We start from the raw sequence: 19,579 nt of genomic DNA, 5'->3' as shown, positions 1-19,579 counted from the left end.
ATTCATGCCGCCAGCGCATGGGCGCGATGGTTCACAGCGGCGGTCAAACGTCAAGAGCATGAAAGGCCGCAAGGCCTTACGTCACGCCTTCCTGATCCAGACCTTGTTGTCGTGAAAGGCCGCACCGCCGAAAGGCGCGACCGCGTCAGCGCCCGTGATCGTGTTGATGCCACGGCCGTGCCTGTGGGCGGCATTGGGCCAGATCGATTCGGCGATGGCGACGCCGGGCACGACGCCGTCAAAAATGACGGCGTGAAGATGCACGCTGCCGCGCCGATTGCCGATGACGACCTCGTCATCGGCCGCAACGCCGAGTCGCGCCGCATCGTCGGGATGCAGCATCAGCGTCGGCTTACCCTCTTTCTTCAGCGAGCCCGGAGTTTCGTTGAAGGTCGAGTTCAGGAAGCTGCGCGCCGGGCTGGTCGCCAGCCGGAAGGGATGCTCGTCGTCGCTGCGCTCGATCACGTCCCAGTAGTCGGGCAGCGCCGGCATGTCCCGGTACGGACCCATCGGCCCGTCATTGGCGCTGGGTACCTTCGGCCAGTCGGGTTTGAAGCGGAACTTGCCGTCGCGATAGCCGAAACCGTCGAGATAATGCGCCGTGCGAAACTCCGGCTGCACATCGTGGAAGTCGTTGGCGATCAGCTCTTCGAGCGTGCCGCGCCCGCTCTCGCGCAAGGTCCAGTCGACGATCTCGCGCGGCGTCATCGCGAAGCCGCGATGCTGCGCGCCCAACCGCGCGGCCAGCGCGCAGATCACCTCATGGTTCGAGCGGCATTCGCCGGGCGCGTCGACCAGCTTGCCGCCCCACATGATGTGCTGGTGGCCGCCGCCCTGATAGAGGTCATCATGCTCCATGAACTGCGTCGCCGGCAGCACGATATCGGCCATCGCCGCCGTCTCGGTCATGAACTGCTCGTGGACGACGATGAAGAGGTCGTCGCGGGCAAAGCCCTGCTTGACCCGTTCCTGCTCGGGCGCAACCGAGACCGGGTTGGTGTTCTGGATGAAGAGCGCCTTGACCGGTCCGCCCTGCCGCAGCGCTTCGGCATCCCCGGTCAGGACGCGGCCGATCTGCGACTGGTCGAGCTGGCGCACTTTGGGGTCGATCGCGTCGAGCCCCTCGATCAGGCTTTTGCGCCATTTGTAGATGCCGCTGTTGCTGTGGAAGGCGCCGCCGCCCTCGTACTGCCAGGCGCCGGTGACGGTCGGCACGCAGAGCGCCGCATGCATCGAGACCGATCCGTTGCGCTGGCGTGCGAAACCGTAGCCGAGACGAAAGAAGCTCTTTTTGCGCGTGCCGACGAGCGCCGCGAATTCCTCGATCTGCGCGACGGCAAGCCCGGTGATGGCTGAGGCCCATTCCGGCGTGCGCGTCGCGAGGTGGTCCTCCAGCTCGCCGGGTGCATCGGTATGCGCGGCAAGATAGGCCCGGTCGGCATGGCCGTCGCGGAAGAGGATGTGCATCACGGCGCAGGCGAGCGCGGCATCGGTGCCGGGCCGCAGCACCAGAGCGAGATCGGCCTGCGCCAGCGTCGCGTTGTGATAGATGTCGATCGCGACGATCTTCGCGCCGCGTTCCTTCCGCGCCTTGATGGCGTGGTTCATCACATTGACCTGGGTGTGGACGGCGTTCGTCCCCCAGATCACGACGCAGTCGGACTTGGCCATCTCGCGCGGATCGGGGCCCGCCAGACGTCCGGTCCCGGCGATGAAGCCGGTCCAGGCCATGGTCGTGCAGATCGTCGAATACTGGCCCGAATAGCCCTTGGCGTGGCGTAGCCGATTGATGCCGTCGCGCATCACAAGGCCCATCGTGCCGGCATAGTAATAGGGCCAGACCGCCTGCGCGCCGTGCTGCGCCTCGATGGTGAGGAAACGTTTTGCGATCTCGTCGAGCGCCTCGTCCCAGGAGATGCGCTCGAAAGACCCTGAGCCCTTCGGGCCGGTCCGGCGCATCGGATACAGCAGTCGGTCGGGATGGTGGATGCGCTCGGAATAGCGCGCAACCTTGGCGCAGATCACGCCGTCGGTGTAGCTCTGGCGCTTGGAGCCGCGCACGCGGCCGATGCTCTTGCCGTCGATGACCTCGACCTCCAGCGAACAGGCCGAAGGGCAGTCATGCGGGCAGACGGACGGCATGTGGCGGATGCGCGGAAGCTCGGTCATGTGACTTTCTTAGACCAAGTTCAGAACGAGTAAAATCGGGATATCCGGAAGCCCGTCGCAGGCATGGATTCGAGATTGTCGGAACGAATGCGGCCGCGCCGGACCACGCCGCGTCGCCATGTCGCGCAAGCATCGGTGTACAGCGGCAAGCCAAGCGGCCAGCGTCAACCGGGGATTAACGCTAACGAGTCAGATTGCGCCATGTCGTGTTCCGAAGGACGCCCCGGCGTCGGAGTTTTGACTATGCGTTGCGTTGCGTTCGTCTCTGCCCTGTTCGCCTGCCTGATGCTGTCGTCCCCGGGACAGGCACAGTCGCCCGACTATACGACACTGACCTCGCCTGAATCCGCGCAGAACTGGAACCTGACTTTGGGCGCGGGCCTGCGCTACCAGCCCGACTATGTCGGCTCCAACGACTACGTCTTCCGGCCTCGCCCGATCATCTCGCTCGGCCGGGGCGTAAAGAGCACCTGGTGGGTGGCCGAGGACGACGCGCTCTCGATCGGATTCTTCTCCGGCAAGGGCTGGCGCGTCGGCTTCTCCGGCAACCTGCTCTGGGAGCGCAAGGCCAGCACAAATCCGGCGCTGATCGGGCTGCCGGAAGCGAAATTTGGCATCGAAGCCGGCGGTTTCGCCGAGTTCTACCCGACATCCTGGCTGCGCGCCCGCGTCGACCTGCGCCGCGGCTTCATCGCCCATGACGCGCTGGTCGCCGACTTCAAGCTCGATGCCATCGCGCGCGTCGGACAATGGTCGTTCGGCGCCGGCCCGCGCATGAGCATTGTCGGGGCCGACTATCTGCGGACCTATTTCGGAACCTATCCCGGCACGGCTGGAACGGGCGGCCTGCTGCAGCGCTACAATGCCGGCGTCCATTCGGTCGGCGCGCTCGCGCAGGCGACCTACAACTGGACCGAACGACTCTCGACCACGACCTATGTCGAGTACAAGCATCTGGTCGGGGATGCCGCGAAATCGCCGATCGTGAAGACGTTCGGCTCGCGCGATTCGATCACGCTCGGCATCTCGGCGAGCTACGCCTTCGATCTCGGCTTCTGAGGTCCCGGACGACGACTGCCGCCCCCTCGCGAGGCCGGCAGTCTTCCATCACCGGCGTACGCGCATTATATCCTCCAGAGACTAGAGGATAAGGAGCGGTGCGGTGGAGATGATTCCGATCGGGGCGCTGTCGCAGGTGACGGGCGTCAAGGTTCCGACGATCCGGTTTTACGAAGAGATCGGGCTCTTGCCCGCGCCCGTCCGCACGCATAGCAACCGGCGCAGCTACGGCCCGCCCCATCTCCAGCGGCTGCGCTTCATCCGGCATGCCCGCGATCTCGGCTTCGCGGTGGACGACATCCGCGAATTGCTGGCGATGGCGGCCGAGCCGCAGGCCTCCTGCGACCGGGCCGACAGCATCGCGCAGCGGCATCTCGGCGAGGTCGAGCGCCGGATCGCGCAGCTCGAATCGCTGCGCACGGAACTGCAGCGCATGATCGGCGAATGCCGGCACGGCCGCGTCGCGGATTGCCGCGTGATCGAGTCGCTGGCCGACCACGGCCATTGCCTGCACGACCACCGGGCTGCGTGAATCAAAAAGGCGGGCCGCAGCGGCCCGCCTTCACAACGGCGACATGATCGCTGGCCGGGAAAACTCAGCCGACGATCTCGTTGCCGGAGAAGAACTGCGCGATCTCGATCACGGCGGCTTCCGGCGCATCGGAGCCATGGGCGGTGTTCTCGCCGACCGACTGCGCGAACAGCTTGCGGATCGTACCCTCGGCCGCATTGGCCGGGTTGGTGGCGCCCATCACCTCGCGATAGGTCGCGATGGCGTTCTCGCCCTCGAGAACCTGCACGACCACGGGGCCCGACGTCATGAACTCGACGAGCTCGCCGAAGAACGGCCGCGCCGAATGGACCGCGTAGAAGGTCTCGGCCTGGGCCTTGGTCATCTGGATGCGCTTCTGCGCGACGATGCGCAGGCCCGCCTTCTCGATGACCGCGTTGACCGCGCCGGTGAGATTGCGCTTGGTCGCGTCGGGCTTGAGAATGGAAAAGGTACGCTGGACAGCCATCGGTATATCCTTGGGGATCTCGGGGAATTCGGCGCGCTTATAGCGGCACCCTCCCCGCCCCACAAGGCGGATGGCTTTTCAGGCGAACCTCAGTGGCGGGTCAGGAAGCGGCGGGCCTCGCGAAGAGCTTCGGCGACCTCATCGCGCGTCATCTCGAGTGCCAGTTCCTGGCGGTGAGCGGCGGCGCGGCTGCAGCCACGGGCCATCGCGACATTGAACCATTTCTGGGCCGCGACGAGATCGACCGGCTGGTTGCGGCCGACCGCATACATCAGTCCGAGTTCATAATAAGCCTCGGCGGAGGCTTCAGTCGGGATCACCAGCGAAGCCGGGATCGCGCTCATTTCCATGCGTGCCATGACAACCACCCTCTTGTTTCGTTATCGCCGGCCACCCGTCCAAGGCCCCGGCTTGTGAGGACGAGATTTGGCCGCAGGCCTTAAAGGCAGCGCTAAAATTCGAGATGAATCGAAGCTCTACGAGATGTAATCGCCTGGTTAAATCAACGATCGATTCATCGTCGCGAGGCGAAAAACGTTTTCTTTTCAAAGACTCACGAAGCGAATGCAAGGGAACGCGTTGACGGTGCGTTCACCTTGGCTCGCAGAAGCAAGTCCTGTCGCTGTCGCTGCGGTAGCTTGGAAGCCGCCGCATTCCGCGATATGGTTCATGTCTGAACCATGCAGCATAGCTGGTCGGACAAGGGAGGATTGAGATGCAAATGCGATCGAAGGTCTTTTTGGCCGCGCTATCGGGCGTCGGCCTGGCCCTGGCGGCGACCGCGCCCGTGCTGGCGCAGGATGTCACCGGCACCTGGCTGCGCGACACCGGCGCCTCGCGTGTGCGCTTCGCCAAATGCGGCGAAGCGATGTGCGGCACGCTCGCCTGGCTCAAGGAAACGGACGGCCCGGCCAAAATCGGCCAGCGCATCTTCTACGACATGAAGCCGGCGGGAGCCGGCAAATGGAGCGGCAGCGCCTTCAACCCGGAAGACGGCAAGACCTATTCGGGCACGATGACGCTGGCTGGCGACACGCTGACGACCTCGGGCTGCGTGCTCGGCGGGTTGATCTGCCGCTCGGTGAAGTGGTCGCGGGCGAACTGACATACACGTGACGTCATCCTCGGGCTTGACCCGAGGATCGCCTGCCGGACGGCCCGGGCTAAGCCCGGGCATGACAATCCGACGTTTCAGCGCGCCTTCTGGCCAAACAGGATCGCGTGTTCCTCGGGCGTGCGCTGCGCTGGCGGCGAGCGCAGTTCGGCCGCCACCGCCAGCCCGCGCTGCACCGCCGGGCGGGCCGCCATCGTCGCAAGCCAGCGCTCGACATGGGGGAACTGCTTGATGTCCTGGCCCTGGCGCTCCCAGCCCCTGGACCAACCGATGCAGGCCATGTCGGCGATGGAATACGCGCCGCAGATATAGTCGCGGCCCGCCAGACGCTTGTTCAGTACGCCGTAGAGCCGGTTGGACTCGTTGGTGTAGCGCTCGATGGCATAGGGCACGGGCTCTGGCGCATAGAGCCGGAAATGGTGGGTCTGGCCGAGCATCGGGCCAAAGCCGCCCATCTGCCAGAACAGCCACTCATCGACCTCGACCCGGCCGCGCTCGTCCGTTGGATAGAATGTCCCGGTCTTGCGGCCGAGATACTGGAGGATCGCGCCGGATTCGAAGACCGAGATCGACTCGCCGTCGGGACCCTCGGGATCGACGATCGCGGGCATGCGGTTGTTGGGCGAAATCGCCAGGAATTCCGGCTTGAACTGCTCGCCCTTGCCGATGTTCACCGGAATCATGGTGTAGGGCAGCCCGCACTCCTCCAGCATGATCGAGATCTTCCAGCCGTTTGGCGTCGGCCAGTAGTAAAGCTCGATCGGCTTGGTTTGGGTCGCGGGCATGGTGTGCATCCTGTCGCCGGTGGACTGTGGCGGCAGGTGTAGGCGGCCCCGGCCCCGCCCGAAAGAGCGCCGGGCTGCTTCCCGAGCCGGCTCGCCATGTCGTGAAGGCGCGTGCTTTCAGCCATCGAGCGAAAGCTTGAAACCCTCATGGCTCTGCGCAAAGCCGAGATTGACATAAAAGCGATGCGCGTCCGTGCGCGCCTTGTCGGAGGTCAGTTCGAGCAGGCCGACCCCTCTGGCTTTGGCGACCGCGACCGCGTGGCGCATCATGACGCCGCCGATGCCCAGCCCCCGGCACTCCGGCGCGACGTGGACGCTCTCGACCTTGCCGCGCTTGCGACCGCGCGCGGCGAGACCGGGGATCAGGGTAAGCTGATAGGTGCCGACCACCACGCCGCTCCGCTCGGCGACGAAGAGCGCGTTGTGCGGGCTCGCAGCGATCTCGGCGAAGGCCTCGCGATAAGCAGGATGGACGACCTCGGTCGCGATCTCGTCAGCCGTTTTCGCCTGACGCGCCGCACCCTGCATGATCAGACTGGCGACGCGCGGCACATCGTCGAGAACCGCCTCACGGATCGTGATCTCAGTTTCGGTGACGCGGTCGCGGCTCATGGTCTGCCTTTCCGGCGGCTATCGGGGCGGGCTCATTCGGCGAAAAGCCGCTTGGCCATCAGCAATGTGTTGGGCGTGTCGTCGCGCCCGTCGAAGCGGGCCTGGCGCTGCAGGAAGAAGCCCATGCGCTCGTAGAAGACGATCGCCGGCTCGTTCTGGCTCTCGACTTCCAGTCGCGCCACCGGAGCCTGCGGAAAACAGGCCAGCGTCACCTGCAACAGGGTCCGACCGACGCCGACGCCCTGATATTGCGGCAGCACGTAAAGCCGCGTCAGCAGTGCGGCGCGATCCGGCTCGAGCCGGGCCGACGATGTCGCGATGATCTCGTCGCCGACCAGCGCGATCAGGAAGGCGCCGCTGTCGCGGCCGAGCTGTGCGGTCAGGTTATCGAGCGAGTGCCAGGCGTTGGTGATCTCGGCGACACGCCGCCAGCCATAGATGCCGTCATAGGTCGCATGCCAGGTCTCGACCAGCAGGCCTCGTACCGCCGGCAGATCGGCGGCTTCGGCGTCGCGGATGATGAGACCGTCTGGCGTCACTCGATGCCCAGCTTGGCTTTCAGGATCTCGTTCAGCGCCTGCGGGTTGGCCTTGCCGCCGGACGCCTTCATCGCCTGGCCGACGAACCAGCCCAGCATGCTCGGCTTGAGCTTGACCTGCTCGACCTTGTCGGGATTGGCGGCGATCAGCTCGTCCACAGCCTTCTCGATCGCGCCGGTATCGGTGACCTGCTTCATGCCGCGAGCCTCGACGATGGCGCGCGGATCACCGCCTTCCGACCAGAGGATCTCGAACAGGTCCTTGGCGATGCGGCCGGAGATGACGCCTTCGCCAATCAGGTCGACGAGCCCGCCGAGCTGCGCCGCCGAAACGGGCGAGGTCTCGACGCTATGGCCTTCCTTGTTGAGACGGCCGAAAAGCTCGTTGATGACCCAGTTCGCGGCGGCCTTGCCGTCGCGGCCGGTCTTTCCTTCAGGCTTGGCAACAGCCTCGAAATAATCAGCCTGCTCGCGCTCGGCGACGAGCACCGAGGCGTCATAGGGCGAAAGCCCATAGTCGGCGATGAGGCGCGCCTTCTTGGCGTCCGGCAACTCAGGCAGATGCGTCTTCAGCTCGGCCACGAAGGCGTCGCTGAACTCCAGCGGCAGCAGGTCTGGATCGGGGAAGTAGCGGTAGTCATGCGCTTCTTCCTTGGAGCGCATCGAGCGGGTCTCGGATTTGGCCGGGTCGTAGAGCCGCGTCTCCTGATCGATTTTGCCGCCATCCTCGATGATGCCGATCTGGCGGCGCGCCTCGACATCGACGGCCTGGCCGATGAAGCGGATCGAGTTGACGTTCTTGATCTCGCAGCGCGTGCCAAGTTCGGCGCCGGGCTTTCGCACGGAGACGTTGACGTCTGCGCGCAGATTGCCCTTCTCCATGTCGCCATCGCAGGTGCCGAGATAGCGCAGGATGGTGCGCAGCTTGGTGACGAAAGCGCGCGCCTCCTCGGCCGAGCGCAAATCCGGCCGCGAGACGATCTCCATCAGCGCCACGCCCGAGCGATTCAGATCGACGAAGCTCATCGTCGGATGCTGGTCGTGGATCGACTTGCCGGCATCCTGCTCCAGATGCAGCCGTTCGATACCGACCGTGATCTGCTCGGTCGGAGAGAGATCGATGACGATCTCGCCTTCGCCGACGATCGGGCTTTTGTACTGGCTGATCTGGTAACCCTGGGGCAGATCGGGATAGAAGTAGTTCTTGCGGTCGAAAACCGAACGGTTGTTGATCTGCGCGTTGAGGCCCAATCCGGTGCGGACAGCCTGTCGGACGCATTCGGCGTTGATCACCGGCAGCATGCCGGGCATGGCGGCGTCGACGAGGCTGACATGGGCGTTGGGTTCGGCGCCGAAGCCAGTCGAGGCGCCCGAGAAGAGCTTGGCATTGGAGGTAACCTGCGCATGGATTTCCATGCCGACCACGACTTCCCAGTCGCCGGTGGCGCCCTTGATCAGCTTCCGGGGATCGGCGGGACGGACATGCGCGTTCATCTGACGTGTTCCAAAACTCGAATGGCTGGCCTGACGGTTACGATTTCGGAACGCGGGCGGCAAGCTCCGTCAGGGCGCGCCTCCGTCGCGATCCTGTCACCTGCTGGCCGCGTTGTTGCTTATCTGCCTATGTTTCGCCGGGCTGTCGACTGATGGATCTTGACAATCGTCAGCGTCGCCCTTCTGTTGCGGCCACGCCCGGAAACCTCCACAGGTTGCGCCGGCCCTGCCATCCGGAGTTTCCCATGCCAAGCCGCCGCTCTTCAGGTCTGGCGCTCGTTGTCCAGTTGACCGCACTCGCTCTGACATCCGGCGCCGTTCTGGCTCAGGGGGCTCCGCCAGCCCCGCCGGTCCAGATCGCCGCCCCGCTCGCCAAGCGGGTCACCAACTGGGACGAATACACCGGGCGTTTCGAGGCCAGCGAGCAGGTAGAGGTGCGCGCGCGCGTCTCGGGCTTCCTCGACTCCCTGCATTTCCGCGATGGCGACCTGGTCAAGAAGGGTGATCTGCTCTTCACCATCGATCCGCGGCCCTATCGGCTGTCCGCCGACGCCGCCCGTGCCGAGGTGGTGCGCGCCAAGGCGCAGGTCGAGCTCGCCCAGAACGAGGTCGAGCGTGCCGAGGGCTTGACCCAGAACCGGACCATCACGGCCCGCGACATCGACCAGCGCCGCGCCAACCTCAACAGCGCGATCGGCCAGCAGCAGGGCGCCGACGCCAATCTGAAGACCGCCGAGCTCAATCTGGAATGGACGCAGGTGCGCGCCCCGCTGGCGGGCCGCATCTCGAACCGGCGCGTCGACCCCGGCAACCTGATCGCCGGCGGCCAGTCGGGCGCGACGCTGCTGACGACCATCGTCGCGGTCGATCCGATCAACTTCGTCTTCGACGCCTCGGAAGCCGATTATCTGCGCTATTCGCGCCTGACCGGCGACCTGCGCAAGGTCACCAACCGGGAAGAAGGCAGCCCTGCCGAAGTCCGGCTCTCCGACGAGCGCGAGTGGAAGCGCCGGGGCAAGATCGACTTCGTCGACAACGCGCTAAATGCCCGCTCCGGCACGATCCGCGGTCGCGCCGTGTTCGCCAACAAGGACCAGTTCCTGACGCCGGGCACATTCGGGCGGCTGCGTCTCTATGCCGGCGAGGTCGATGCGCTTCTCGTCCCCGACGCCGTGATCGTCTCCGACCAGGCCAGCAAGATCGTGCTGACGGTGGGCGCCGACAACAAGGTCGTGCCCAAGCCGGTCACGCTCGGCCAGATCACCGAGGGCCTTCGCGTCATCACCAGCGGGCTGACGAAGGACGACAAGGTCATCATCAACGGGCTCGCCAGCCCGATGGTGCGGCCCGGCGCGACCGTCACGCCGCAGCCCGGCGAGATCAAGGTCGCCACGACCAACTGACGAGGCCCTGACAGCCCACACTTTCATCAACGGATGCGGACGGTATTATCCGTTCGCCCTGCCCTCCCGGCCAGGACCCAATCATGTTTCGCTTTGCCCATTTCTTCATCGACCGACCGATCTTCGCGACCGTTCTCTCGATCCTGCTGACGATCGCCGGCGCGATCGCGCAGCGCGGTCTGCCGATCGCCGAATATCCCGAGATCGCGCCGCCGACCGTGACGATCAGCGCGACCTATCCGGGCGCCTCCGCGGAAGTCGTCGCCTCGACCGTCGCAGCCCCGATCGAGCAGGAGGTCAACGGCGTTGACGACATGCTCTATATTTCGTCGCAGTCGACCGGCGACGGGCGCGTCACGATCAACGTCGTGTTCAAGGCCGGCACGGATGTCGACCAGGCGCAGGTGCTGGTGCAGAACCGCGTTTCGGCAGCCGAGCCGCGCCTGCCGCAGGATGTGCGGACGCTCGGCCTGCAGGTCCGCAAGGCCTCGCCGGACTTTCTGATGGTCATCCACATGCTGTCGCGAGACGGCTCGCGCGACCAGCAATACGTCTCGAACTACACGACGCTCAACGTGAAGGACGTGCTGACGCGCGTCGACGGCGTCGGCAACGTCCAGGTTTTCGGCGCACGCGACTATTCGATGCGCGTCTGGCTCGACCCGGCCAAGGTCGCCGCGCGGAACCTGACGGCTGGCGATGTCGTCACCGCGATCCGCGCCGCCAACGTGCAGGTCGCAGCCGGCGCAATCAATCAGCCGCCCGCGAAATCGGATGGCGCGTTCCAGCTTTCCGTCAACACGCTCGGCCGCCTGACCAGCATCGACGAGTTCTACAACATCGTGGTCCGTTCGGATGTGGGTGGCGGCACGGTCCGTGTCCGCGATATCGCCCGAGTCGAACTCGGCGCGCAGGATTATCTGTCCAACTCCTATCTCGACAACAAGGAGGCGGTCGCGATCGCCGTCTTCCAGCGCCCCGGCTCGAACGCGCTGACGACCGCCGAGACGCTGATCAAGACGATGCAGACGCTGTCGAAAGATTTCCCGTCCGGCGTCGAACATACGATCGTCTACAACCCGACGGAGTTCATCGCGGAATCCGTCTCCGCCGTCGTGCAGACGCTGCTTGAGGCGGTCGTGCTCGTCGTCATCGTCGTCATCCTGTTCCTGCAGACCTGGCGGGCCGCAATTATCCCGATCATCGCGATTCCGGTTTCGCTGGTCGGCACCTTCCTCGTCATGAGCGCGGTCGGGATTTCCTTCAATACGATCTCGCTGCTCGCACTGGTGCTGGCCATCGGCATCGTGGTCGATGACGCGATCGTCGTGGTCGAGAACGTCGAACGCTATCTGGCGCAGGGCATGAACGCCAAGGACGCGGCGCACAAGACGATGGACGAAGTCGGCGGCGCCCTGCTCGCGATCGCGCTCGTGCTGTGCGCGGTGTTCATTCCGACCGCCTTCATCACCGGCCTGCAGGGCACGTTCTACCAGCAGTTCGCCGTGACGATCGCGGCCTCGACCATCATCTCCTGCTTCGTCTCGCTGACGCTGTCGCCGGCGCTCTCGGCGATCCTGCTGAAGCCTCACAGCCATGAGAAGCCCAAGGGCTTCTTCGCGGCGCTCGGCGCGCCGCTGCGCTGGTTCTTCAAATATTTCAACAAGGTCTTCGACTGGCTCTCGCGCGGTTACGGCGCGGCCACTTCGCGCCTGATCCGCGTCAGCGTATTGATGCTGCTGGTCTATGCCGCCCTGATCGCGATCGCGGGCCAGCGCCTCGCCTCGATCCCAACGGGTCTGGTCCCTCAGCTCGACCGAGGCTACTTCATCGCCGTCGTGCAGTTGCCGGCAGGCTCGTCCCTGCCGCGAACCGACGAGGTCATGCGCCGCGCGACGGACATGCTCCTGAAACGGCCCGGCGTCGCTCACATCGTCGCCTTCGCCGGCCTTGACGGGGCGACTTTCACTCTGGCGCCCAATGCCGGCGTGATGTTCGTCACACTCTCCGACTTCAAGGAACGGGCCAAGGCCGGCCTCACGACGCAGGGCCTGCTGGCGGACCTGCGTGGTCAGCTTTTCCAGATCAGCGAAGCCTTCGCCCTGGTGATCGAGCCTCCGGCCGTTCCCGGCATCGGCACCGGCGGCGGTCTGAAAGGTTATGTCCAGGATCGCAGCGGGCGCGGCTTGCCGGCGCTCGAAGGCGCGACCTGGGCCGTGGCTGGCACCGCCGCGCGCTCTCCCGGCATCCAGCAACCCTTCACCCTGTTCTCGACCAAGACGCCGCAGATCTACGCCGATATCGATCGGACCAAGGCCGAAATGCTCGGCGTGCCGGTGACCCGGGTGTTCGAGACGCTCTCGGTCTATATGGGTTCGGCCTATGTCAACGATTTCAACATCCTCGGCCGCACCTTCCGGGTGACGGCGCAGGCCGATAATCCTTATCGGATCGACATTCGCGACGTCGCGGCCCTGAAGACACGCAATGCCGACGGCGAGATGGTGCCGATCGGCTCCGTCGCGACCTTCTCCGACACGACCGGCGCCTATCGCGTGCCGCGCTACAATCTCTACCCCGCAGCCGAGGTGCAGATGTCGATGGCACGCGGCTACTCGACCGGTCAGGGCATCGCGGCGGTGGAGAAGATCGCGAGCGAGGTGCTGCCAGCCGGGTTCGGGTTCGAATGGACCGAGATCGCTCTGCAGGAGAAGCTCGCCGGCAACACGGCGGTCATCGCCTTCGGCCTTGCCGTAGTGTTCGTCTTCCTGCTGCTGGCGGCGCTCTACGAAAGCTGGACCCTGCCGCTCGCGGTCATCCTGATCGTGCCGATGTGTATTCTCGCGGCGATGATCGGCGTCGGCTACAAGGGTTTTGACCGCAACGTGCTGGTCGATATCGGCCTCGTCGTGCTGGTCGGCCTCGCCGCGAAGAACGCGATCCTGATCGTCGAGTTCGCCAAGCAGGCCGAGGACGAGGGCATGACCCGGCGCGAGGCTGCGATTGCAGCGGCAAAGACCCGGCTGCGGCCGATCCTGATGACCTCGCTCGCCTTCATTCTCGGCGTGCTGCCGCTGACGATCTCGATCGGCGCCGGTGCGGAGATGCGCCAGGTGCTCGGCGTCGCGGTGTTCTCGGGCATGATCGGCGTGACGCTGTTTGGCCTGATCTTCACCCCGGTGTTCTATGTGATGGTGCGCTGGCTCGCCGGGCTATTTGAAAAGAAGAAGCCCGAACCCATACCGCACGGGGATGCGTCGGCCACGCACCCGTGATCTGATCCCTCCGCGACGGCCAACCGTTTCGGAGGGGTTTTCATGACGGGATTGCTTTCGGTCGTTCTCGGCCTGGCGCTCGCCGGCTGCCTCGTCGGCGCGTTGGTGATCCTGCCGGCCTATCGCCGGATGAAGCGCGCCGAATACATCCGCCGCTACACATGGCCGCCAGGCCTGCTCGACAAACTGGCGGCCCATCACAAGGGCTTCACCCGCAAGGAGACGGCGCTCGTCGCGCAGGCCTTGCGCCAGTTCTTCCTGGCCTATCTCAACTGCGGCCAGCGCTATGTCGCGATGCCCTCGCAGGCCGCAGACGACCTCTGGCACGAGTTCATCCTCTACACCCGAGCCTATCAGGAGTTCTGCAAGGAGGCGTTCGGCAGCTTCCTGCACCATACGCCGGCCGTCGTGCTGGCGGAGGGAGCCAAGAAGGACAATTCCGGCCTGCGACGCATCTGGCGGTATTGCTGCCGCGAGGACAGCATCAACCCGCATCTGCCCTCGCGGCTGCCTCTGCTCTTCGCGCTCGACGTCAAGCTGAACATCCCCGGCGGCTATCGCTACTACCCCAATTGCGCGGCGCTCAGGCGCAATGGCGACGCCGGCTCGCAATGCGGCGGCGATTTCTCGAGCAGCAGCTATGATGGCGGCACCGACGGTCTTAGCGACAGCAGCAGTTCGGACAGCAGCAGCAGCGATGGCGGCGGCGACAGCGGTGGTGGAGGAGATAGCGGGGGTGGCGGCTGCGGTGGCGGCGGAGGCGATTGAGTGCGCTAGATCAGGCGCGTCGCCAGCGCGCGACAAAGCCAGGCCAGACCCAGTGAAATCGCGCCGGCAGCCAGATGCACCATCGGCTGCGCCGCGTCGTCACCACGCAGATGCTGAACGATCACCAGAACGACCAGCAACGCCGCGACGGCCGCGAGAGCCCAGCACAGGAACGTCAGACAGGCCCAACCCAGAGCGCGGCTGACGATCATCACCGGGCCGCGACTGCGTTGCGGCCAGTCAGCCCCACCAGCGCTCACCGACCTTGAAGCGTCCAGCCGCGTCCTCGATGACCTGCCCGAGCGCAAACAGTGTCTCCTCGTCGAAGGGCCGGCCAATCAGTTGCAGGCCGAGCGGCAGCCCCTGCGCATCCAGCCCGGCCGGCACGGCGATGCCCGGCAGGCCGGCCATGTTCACCGTCACCGTGAAGATGTCGTTGAGATACATCTCGACAGGATCGGCCGAGCCCTTCTCGCCGATGCCGAAGGCGGCCGATGGCGTCGCAGGCGTCAGCACGGCGTCTATGCCGGCCGCATAGGCCTCGTCGAAATCGCGCTTGATCAGGGTGCGGACCTTCTGCGCCTTGAGATAATAGGCGTCGTAATAGCCGGCCGAGAGCACATAGGTGCCGATCATGATGCGGCGCTTGACCTCTGCGCCAAAACCTTCGGCGCGGGTCCTCTCATACATCTCGACGATATCGCGGCCCTGCTCGCGCAGGCCGTAGCGGACGCCGTCATAGCGAGCGAGATTGGACGAGGCCTCGGCCGGCGCGACGATATAGTAGGCCGGCAGGGCGTATTTCGTGTGCGGCAGCGAGATATCGACGATCTCGGCCCCGGCCGCCTTCAGCCAGGCGATCCCCTGCTGCCAGAGCGTCTCGATCTCGGCATTGAGCCCGTCGAGCCGGTATTCTTTCGGGATGCCGATCTTCATGCCCTTGACCGAGCGGCCGACGGCCTTCTCGTAGTCCGGCACCGCCATGTCGACGGAGGTGGTATCCTTGGGATCGTGGCCCGCCATCGAGCGCAGCATCGCGGCGCAGTCGCGCACCGTCTTGCCGATCGGCCCGGCCTGGTCGAGCGAGGAGGCGAAGGCGACGATACCCCAGCGCGAGCAGCGGCCATAAGTCGGCTTGATGCCCACCGTGCCGGTGAAGGCGGCGGGCTGGCGGATCGAGCCGCCGGTATCGGTCGCGGTCGCGGCGAGGCACAAGCCCGCGGCGACAGCCGAGGCCGATCCGCCAGACGAGCCACCGGGCACGAGGTGGTTGCCCTCGACCGAACCCGTTCCCCCCGCCCCGACATTGGAGCCTGTCCTGCGCCACGGATTGACGACGTTGCCGAAGGCCGAGGTCTCGTTCGACGAGCCCATGGCGAACTCGTCATTGTTGAGCTTGCCGAGCATGACCGCACCGTCGCGCCAGAGCTGGCCCGACACCGTCGACTCGTAAGGCGGCACGAAATTGCCAAGGATTTTCGAGCAGGCCGTGGTGCGAATACCCTTCGTGGCGAACAGGTCCTTGATGCCCAGCGGCAGGCCCTCGAGCGGACCGCCCTCGCCTTTCGCCAGTTTCGCATCGGAGGCCTCGGCCTGCTTCAGCGCATGCTCAGGCGTCTCAAGGATATAGGCGTTGAGCGCGCGCGCCTTCTCGACGGCGGCGATATGGGCCTTGGTGATCTCCGTCGAGGAGAACGTCTTGGCCTTCAGCCCGTCGCGGGCTTCGGTCAGGGTCAGGCTGGTGAGATCGGTCACGGGAGAATTCCGGTTCTGCATACGGGCGAAGACCCCGGATCGCGTTTGCTGCGTCCGAGGCGGTCGAATGAGCGCTTCAACCGCTCACTCGATCACCTTCGGCACCATGAAGTAGTTGTCCTCTGAGGCCGGCGCGTTGGCGACGATGCGATCGGCGATCTCGCCGTCGTCGACGATGTCGGCCCGCTGCGTCATCGCCATCGGCGTCACCGAGGTCATCGGCTCGACACCATCGACATCGACCTCATTCAACTGCTCGACGAAGCCGAGGATGGCGTTGAGCTCACCTTGCAGCCTGGGCAGGTCCGCCTCCGGAACGGAGATGCGCGCGAGATGCGCGACGCGCTTGACGGTGGCGAGATCGACCGACATGGCGGGCTCCTGAAAATTGATTTGCCCGCGCTATAGCGCGGGCAAACGGGCAAGTCAGCAATGACTTCTCATCAAAGGGTGACGGCCTCGCCCTTCGCCGGGACAAGAGCCTTGATCTGGCTGCCCGCGAGACCGGCGACGAAGGCGTCGGCGTTCTGGTCGATGATCGGGAAGGTGCCGTAATGGCAGGGGATCGCGATGGCCGGCTTGACGAAGCGCGTCATCGCCAGCGCGGCGGTCTTTCCGCCCATGGTGAAGCGGTCGCCGATCGGACAGATGCAGATCTCGACGTCATGGATCTCGCTGATCAGCGCCATGTCGGAGAAGATGTCGGTGTCGCCCATGTGCCAGAGCGTCTTTTCGCCCCTGGCCTTGACGATCGCGCCATTGGCGTTGCCGACCGGGACGTTGACGCCGCCCTCGCCCATGCCGGCCGAATGATCGGCACGGACCAGCGCGACGCTGAACGGGCCGAGATCGATGCTGCCGCCCGTGTTCATCGGCTGGAAGCTCTTCAGGCCCTTCGCGGCCAGGTGCATGGCGAGATCATAGTTGGTGACCACCGTCGCACCGGTCGCTTCGGCGATGGCGAGCGTGTCGCCGACATGGTCGCCATGGCCGTGGGTGACGACGATATGGCTGACGCCCTGCGAAATCGCCGCGATATCGCCCTCGAACGCCGGATTTCCGGTAAAGAAGGGATCGATCAGCAGCGACGCCCCGTCATAATCGATGCGATAGGCGGAATGGCCGAACCAGGTGAGTTTCATGCGCGGGCTCCGGATTTTTTTCGCTCAGTCGAGATGCGTCGTCGGATATAGATCATTCCAGTCGGGGTTGGCGCGTTCGATCAGCTCGATTTTCCATTGCCTGCGCCAATGCTTGATGCGCTTTTCCTGCGCGATAGCTTCATCGGGATCGTCGAAGCTCTCTGCATAAACGAGTCGAAGCGCGCCGTGGCGATCGGCAAACTCCGACCCGCGCCCCTCCCGGTGTTCGGCAACGCGTCGAGACAGCGAATTGGTCACGCCGACATAGAGCGTGCCGCCCCGTTTGCTCGCGAGAAGATAGATCCACATCGTTGCAATATAGCGCGAATTCGTCCCGGGCGAAGCGCAGCGTAGACCCGGGACCCATTCCGGAACGCTGCTCGACATGGAGCGGGACAATGGCGACGCGGCGGTATGCCGGCAAATGGTCTGGAATGGGTCCCGGGTCGGCGCGGCTGCGCCGCTTGCCCGGGACGACGCCGCAGATTGTTCGAGGTGGACCAACACGTCGACAATTCTCTGGGCTACGTGCACGATTCGACTCTCAACCGAACGGAGTCAACGCAATGATCGACGCCGCCACCATCGCCCGCCGCATCGCGCAGGGGCGCGGCGACGAGCCGGCCGACCTCGTCATACGCGGCGCGAGGCTGTTCGATCTCGTCACCGGCGCGCTCATCGAGACCGATATCGCGCTCTGCGGCGATACCATCGTCGGCACGCATGGCCGCTACGCGGGCAAGGTCGAGTTCGACGCGGCCGGGCTGATCGCCGTTCCGGGCTTCATCGACACCCATCTCCACGTCGAGTCCTCGCTGGTGACGCCGCTCGAATTCGAGCGTTGCGTGCTGCCCCATGGCGTCACAACAGCGATCTGCGATCCCCATGAGATCGCCAATGTGCTTGGCGTCGAGGGTATCGCCTATTTCCTCCGCTGCGCCGAGGCGATGCGAATGGATCTGCGCGTCCAGCTTTCGAGCTGCGTGCCGGCGACGCATCTGGAAACGAATGGCGCGGCGCTCGAAGCCGCCGATCTTGTCGCGCTGATGCATCACCCCAAGGTGATCGGGCTGGCGGAGTTCATGAATTTTCCCGGCGTGCTGAACCGCGACCCAGGCTGTCTCGCCAAGCTAGAAGCCTTCTCGCATCGCCATATCGACGGTCATGCGCCGCTGGTGCGGGGCATGGATCTGAACGGTTATCTCGCCGCCGGTATCCGCACCGACCACGAGACCACAACCGAAGACGAGGCCCGCGAAAAACTCGCCAAGGGCATGGCAATCCTGATCCGCGAAGGCTCGGTCTCGAAGGATCTGCATGCGCTGATCCCGCTGATTTCGCGCGATGCCTCGCCGTTCCTCGCCTTCTGCACCGACGATCGCAACCCGCTCGACATCGCCGAGGAAGGCCATCTCGATTACATGATCCGCACGGCCATCGCCCATGGCGCGGATGTATTGGCGACCTACCGCGTCGCCACGCTGTCGGCCGCGCGGAATTTCGGCCTGTTCGATCGCGGCTTCATCGGGCCGGGCAAACGCGCCGATATCGTGCTGCTTGACGATCTCACGACCTGCAGGCCCAAAGCGGTCTTCGCCGGCGGCAGGCTGGTCGGCGACGCCCTGTTCGCCGACAGGCAGGAGATCGCGCCGGTCGGGCTCGGCAGCGTCAAAAGCCGGGCTCTGACGTCGGCGGACTTCAGAGCAAAGGCTCGCGAGGGTGAGACGCCGGTGATCGGCGTGGTTCACGGCCGCATCATCACAGAGCGATTGAGCATGGCCCTGCCCTCTCGCGATGGCGAGGCGCTGCCCGATCTCGCGCAGGACGCCGTCAAGGTCAGCGTGATCGAGCGCCATGGCAGAACCGGCGGCATCGCGACCGGCTTCGTCAATGGCTTCGGGATGAAGCACGGCGCGATCGCCTCCTCAGTCGGCCATGACAGCCACAATCTCTGCGTGGTCGGCGTCGACGAGGCCTCGATGGCTGCGGCGGCGAACCGGCTGATCGCGACCGGCGGCGGTTTTACCGTCGCCTCAAGCGGCAAGGTCGTCGCGGAACTCGCGCTGCCCGTGGCCGGGCTGATGAGCGACCAGCCCTTCGAGGCAGTGCGCCACGGGCTGGAGGGGCTGCGTGCAGCGGCCAAGGGGCTCGGCGTCGTGTTGGCGGAGCCATTCCTGCAGGTCGCCTTCCTGACCTTGCCGGTGATCCCGCATCTGAAGATCACGGATAAGGGGCTGGTCGATGTCGACGCGTTCGATTTCGTTTAGAGCATCGGACGGTTAATCATACGCATATCCTGCGTGTTTGAAGAAGTTTCGGCATTCGGCTGGCGAGAAGAGTTCGCAGATGTTTCCGACGGCCCTCCAGAGGGCGTCGAAGGTTCGTGCCTGGGCGGCTCGCAGGTGCGCCTTGAGCTTGGCGAAGGCCATCTCGATCGGGTTGAGAT

19 protein-coding genes and 1 pseudogene are annotated in these 19,579 nt (G+C 65.1%); 7 read left to right on the top strand and 13 right to left on the bottom strand.

Translation table 11 applies throughout. The annotated features are described in order from the left end of the window. Nucleotides 1-81 precede the first annotated feature (81 nt). Nucleotides 82-2,169 carry a molybdopterin-containing oxidoreductase family protein gene (locus tag AC1DZY_RS22015; RefSeq protein WP_476822294.1) on the bottom strand — a complete coding sequence of 696 codons (2,088 nt, stop codon included), beginning with the start codon at nt 2,167-2,169 and terminating at the stop codon, nt 82-84. A gap of 243 nt (nt 2,170-2,412) precedes the next feature. On the opposite strand from AC1DZY_RS22015, the gene AC1DZY_RS22010 reads away from it, so the two are divergent. Together AC1DZY_RS22010 and AC1DZY_RS22005 are read left to right on the top strand one after the other, a co-directional pair. Next, entirely contained in the window at nt 2,413-3,228 is an 816-nt protein-coding gene (locus AC1DZY_RS22010) for a MipA/OmpV family protein (RefSeq protein ID WP_476822293.1), read from the top strand. Nucleotides 3,229-3,337: 109 nt separating this feature from the next. Continuing rightward, on the top strand, nt 3,338-3,760 hold the full coding sequence (locus AC1DZY_RS22005; RefSeq protein WP_476822367.1) for a MerR family transcriptional regulator: 423 nt from the start codon (nt 3,338-3,340) through the stop codon (nt 3,758-3,760). Nucleotides 3,761-3,824: 64 nt separating this feature from the next. Here AC1DZY_RS22005 and ndk read toward each other — a convergent pair whose 3' ends face one another. Both ndk and AC1DZY_RS21995 read right to left on the bottom strand, forming a co-directional pair. Next, nucleotides 3,825-4,247: a nucleoside-diphosphate kinase gene (gene ndk / locus AC1DZY_RS22000; protein WP_476822292.1), complete on the bottom strand. Its 423-nt coding sequence runs from the start codon at nt 4,245-4,247 to the stop codon at nt 3,825-3,827. An 89-nt stretch (nt 4,248-4,336) separates the two neighbouring features. Further along, nucleotides 4,337-4,606, bottom strand: a complete 270-nt coding sequence (locus tag AC1DZY_RS21995; protein WP_476822291.1) for an SEL1-like repeat protein — start codon at nt 4,604-4,606, stop codon at nt 4,337-4,339. Between the two features lie 362 nt (nt 4,607-4,968). Here AC1DZY_RS21995 and AC1DZY_RS21990 point away from each other — a divergent pair, with 362 nt between their 5' ends. Beyond that, nucleotides 4,969-5,352 (top strand): DUF2147 domain-containing protein, encoded by a 384-nt coding sequence (locus AC1DZY_RS21990; RefSeq protein WP_476822366.1) that lies wholly within the window; start codon nt 4,969-4,971, stop codon nt 5,350-5,352. A gap of 86 nt (nt 5,353-5,438) precedes the next feature. Here AC1DZY_RS21990 and AC1DZY_RS21985 read toward each other — a convergent pair whose 3' ends face one another. The 4 genes from AC1DZY_RS21985 to gatB all read right to left on the bottom strand — a co-directional run bounded on the left by AC1DZY_RS21985 (nt 5,439) and on the right by gatB (nt 8,790). Next, a complete protein-coding gene (locus tag AC1DZY_RS21985; RefSeq protein WP_476822290.1) occupies nt 5,439-6,146 on the bottom strand; it encodes a glutathione S-transferase N-terminal domain-containing protein in 708 nt (235 codons plus the stop codon). A gap of 117 nt (nt 6,147-6,263) precedes the next feature. Beyond that, on the bottom strand, nt 6,264-6,758 hold the full coding sequence (locus AC1DZY_RS21980; RefSeq protein WP_476822289.1) for an N-acetyltransferase family protein: 495 nt from the start codon (nt 6,756-6,758) through the stop codon (nt 6,264-6,266). 32 nt (nt 6,759-6,790) lie between these two features. Then, on the bottom strand, nt 6,791-7,297 hold the full coding sequence (locus tag AC1DZY_RS21975) for an N-acetyltransferase family protein (protein WP_476822288.1): 507 nt from the start codon (nt 7,295-7,297) through the stop codon (nt 6,791-6,793). Beyond that, nucleotides 7,294-8,790, bottom strand: coding sequence for an Asp-tRNA(Asn)/Glu-tRNA(Gln) amidotransferase subunit GatB (gene gatB / locus AC1DZY_RS21970; RefSeq protein ID WP_476822287.1), 1,497 nt, complete (start codon nt 8,788-8,790; stop codon nt 7,294-7,296). The genes AC1DZY_RS21975 and gatB overlap by 4 nt, the downstream gene beginning before the upstream one ends. A 245-nt stretch (nt 8,791-9,035) precedes the next feature. Between gatB and AC1DZY_RS21965 the strand changes: the two genes are divergently transcribed. From AC1DZY_RS21965 to AC1DZY_RS21955, 3 genes are all read left to right on the top strand, one after another. Next, nucleotides 9,036-10,193 carry an efflux RND transporter periplasmic adaptor subunit gene (locus AC1DZY_RS21965; protein WP_476822286.1) on the top strand — a complete coding sequence of 386 codons (1,158 nt, stop codon included), beginning with the start codon at nt 9,036-9,038 and terminating at the stop codon, nt 10,191-10,193. Between the two features lie 83 nt (nt 10,194-10,276). Then, nucleotides 10,277-13,468, top strand: coding sequence for an efflux RND transporter permease subunit (locus AC1DZY_RS21960; RefSeq protein WP_476822285.1), 3,192 nt, complete (start codon nt 10,277-10,279; stop codon nt 13,466-13,468). 42 nt (nt 13,469-13,510) lie between these two features. Beyond that, a complete protein-coding gene (locus AC1DZY_RS21955; protein ID WP_476822284.1) occupies nt 13,511-14,236 on the top strand; it encodes a glycine-rich domain-containing protein in 726 nt (241 codons plus the stop codon). Between the two features lie 5 nt (nt 14,237-14,241). Here the strand turns inward: AC1DZY_RS21955 and AC1DZY_RS21950 are convergent, their stop codons facing one another. From AC1DZY_RS21950 to AC1DZY_RS21930, 5 genes are all read right to left on the bottom strand, one after another. After that, entirely contained in the window at nt 14,242-14,448 is a 207-nt protein-coding gene (locus AC1DZY_RS21950; protein WP_476822283.1) for a hypothetical protein, read from the bottom strand. Between the two features lie 28 nt (nt 14,449-14,476). After that, nucleotides 14,477-15,991 carry an Asp-tRNA(Asn)/Glu-tRNA(Gln) amidotransferase subunit GatA gene (gene gatA, locus AC1DZY_RS21945; protein WP_476822282.1) on the bottom strand — a complete coding sequence of 505 codons (1,515 nt, stop codon included), beginning with the start codon at nt 15,989-15,991 and terminating at the stop codon, nt 14,477-14,479. Nucleotides 15,992-16,075: 84 nt separating this feature from the next. Continuing rightward, entirely contained in the window at nt 16,076-16,363 is a 288-nt protein-coding gene (gene gatC / locus AC1DZY_RS21940; RefSeq protein ID WP_476822281.1) for an Asp-tRNA(Asn)/Glu-tRNA(Gln) amidotransferase subunit GatC, read from the bottom strand. 71 nt (nt 16,364-16,434) lie between these two features. Next, nucleotides 16,435-17,133 (bottom strand): metal-dependent hydrolase, encoded by a 699-nt coding sequence (locus tag AC1DZY_RS21935; RefSeq protein WP_476822280.1) that lies wholly within the window; start codon nt 17,131-17,133, stop codon nt 16,435-16,437. A 24-nt stretch (nt 17,134-17,157) separates the two neighbouring features. Next, complete coding sequence (locus tag AC1DZY_RS21930) at nt 17,158-17,442, bottom strand: GIY-YIG nuclease family protein (RefSeq protein WP_476822279.1); 285 nt, start codon at nt 17,440-17,442, stop codon at nt 17,158-17,160. Between the two features lie 257 nt (nt 17,443-17,699). Here AC1DZY_RS21930 and ade point away from each other — a divergent pair, with 257 nt between their 5' ends. Then, a complete protein-coding gene (ade, locus tag AC1DZY_RS21925; RefSeq protein ID WP_476822278.1) occupies nt 17,700-19,400 on the top strand; it encodes an adenine deaminase in 1,701 nt (566 codons plus the stop codon). Nucleotides 19,401-19,412: 12 nt separating this feature from the next. Here ade and AC1DZY_RS21920 read toward each other — a convergent pair. Continuing rightward, nucleotides 19,413-19,579: pseudogene (locus AC1DZY_RS21920) on the bottom strand (IS630 family transposase); the annotation flags it as partial.

This window comes from Allobosea sp. P2_A10, from assembly GCF_056405115.1.
This window is presented reverse-complemented; position numbering and strand designations above follow the sequence as displayed.

Bases quoted from the DNA above. Each gene is read 5' to 3' on its own strand.
- AC1DZY_RS22015 (WP_476822294.1), bottom strand. From the start codon at position 2,169: ATGACCGAGCTTCCGCGCATCCGCCACATGCCGTCCGTCTGCCCGCAT.
- AC1DZY_RS22010 (WP_476822293.1), top strand. From the start codon at position 2,413: ATGCGTTGCGTTGCGTTCGTCTCTGCCCTGTTCGCCTGCCTGATGCTG.
- AC1DZY_RS22005 (WP_476822367.1), top strand. From the start codon at position 3,338: ATGATTCCGATCGGGGCGCTGTCGCAGGTGACGGGCGTCAAGGTTCCG.
- ndk (WP_476822292.1), bottom strand. From the start codon at position 4,247: ATGGCTGTCCAGCGTACCTTTTCCATTCTCAAGCCCGACGCGACCAAG.
- AC1DZY_RS21995 (WP_476822291.1), bottom strand. From the start codon at position 4,606: ATGGCACGCATGGAAATGAGCGCGATCCCGGCTTCGCTGGTGATCCCG.
- AC1DZY_RS21990 (WP_476822366.1), top strand. From the start codon at position 4,969: ATGCGATCGAAGGTCTTTTTGGCCGCGCTATCGGGCGTCGGCCTGGCC.
- AC1DZY_RS21985 (WP_476822290.1), bottom strand. From the start codon at position 6,146: ATGCCCGCGACCCAAACCAAGCCGATCGAGCTTTACTACTGGCCGACG.
- AC1DZY_RS21980 (WP_476822289.1), bottom strand. From the start codon at position 6,758: ATGAGCCGCGACCGCGTCACCGAAACTGAGATCACGATCCGTGAGGCG.
- gatB (WP_476822287.1), bottom strand. From the start codon at position 8,790: ATGAACGCGCATGTCCGTCCCGCCGATCCCCGGAAGCTGATCAAGGGC.
- AC1DZY_RS21965 (WP_476822286.1), top strand. From the start codon at position 9,036: ATGCCAAGCCGCCGCTCTTCAGGTCTGGCGCTCGTTGTCCAGTTGACC.
- AC1DZY_RS21960 (WP_476822285.1), top strand. From the start codon at position 10,277: ATGTTTCGCTTTGCCCATTTCTTCATCGACCGACCGATCTTCGCGACC.
- AC1DZY_RS21955 (WP_476822284.1), top strand. From the start codon at position 13,511: ATGACGGGATTGCTTTCGGTCGTTCTCGGCCTGGCGCTCGCCGGCTGC.
- AC1DZY_RS21950 (WP_476822283.1), bottom strand. From the start codon at position 14,448: ATGATCGTCAGCCGCGCTCTGGGTTGGGCCTGTCTGACGTTCCTGTGC.
- gatC (WP_476822281.1), bottom strand. From the start codon at position 16,363: ATGTCGGTCGATCTCGCCACCGTCAAGCGCGTCGCGCATCTCGCGCGC.
- AC1DZY_RS21935 (WP_476822280.1), bottom strand. From the start codon at position 17,133: ATGAAACTCACCTGGTTCGGCCATTCCGCCTATCGCATCGATTATGAC.
- AC1DZY_RS21930 (WP_476822279.1), bottom strand. From the start codon at position 17,442: ATGTGGATCTATCTTCTCGCGAGCAAACGGGGCGGCACGCTCTATGTC.
- ade (WP_476822278.1), top strand. From the start codon at position 17,700: ATGATCGACGCCGCCACCATCGCCCGCCGCATCGCGCAGGGGCGCGGC.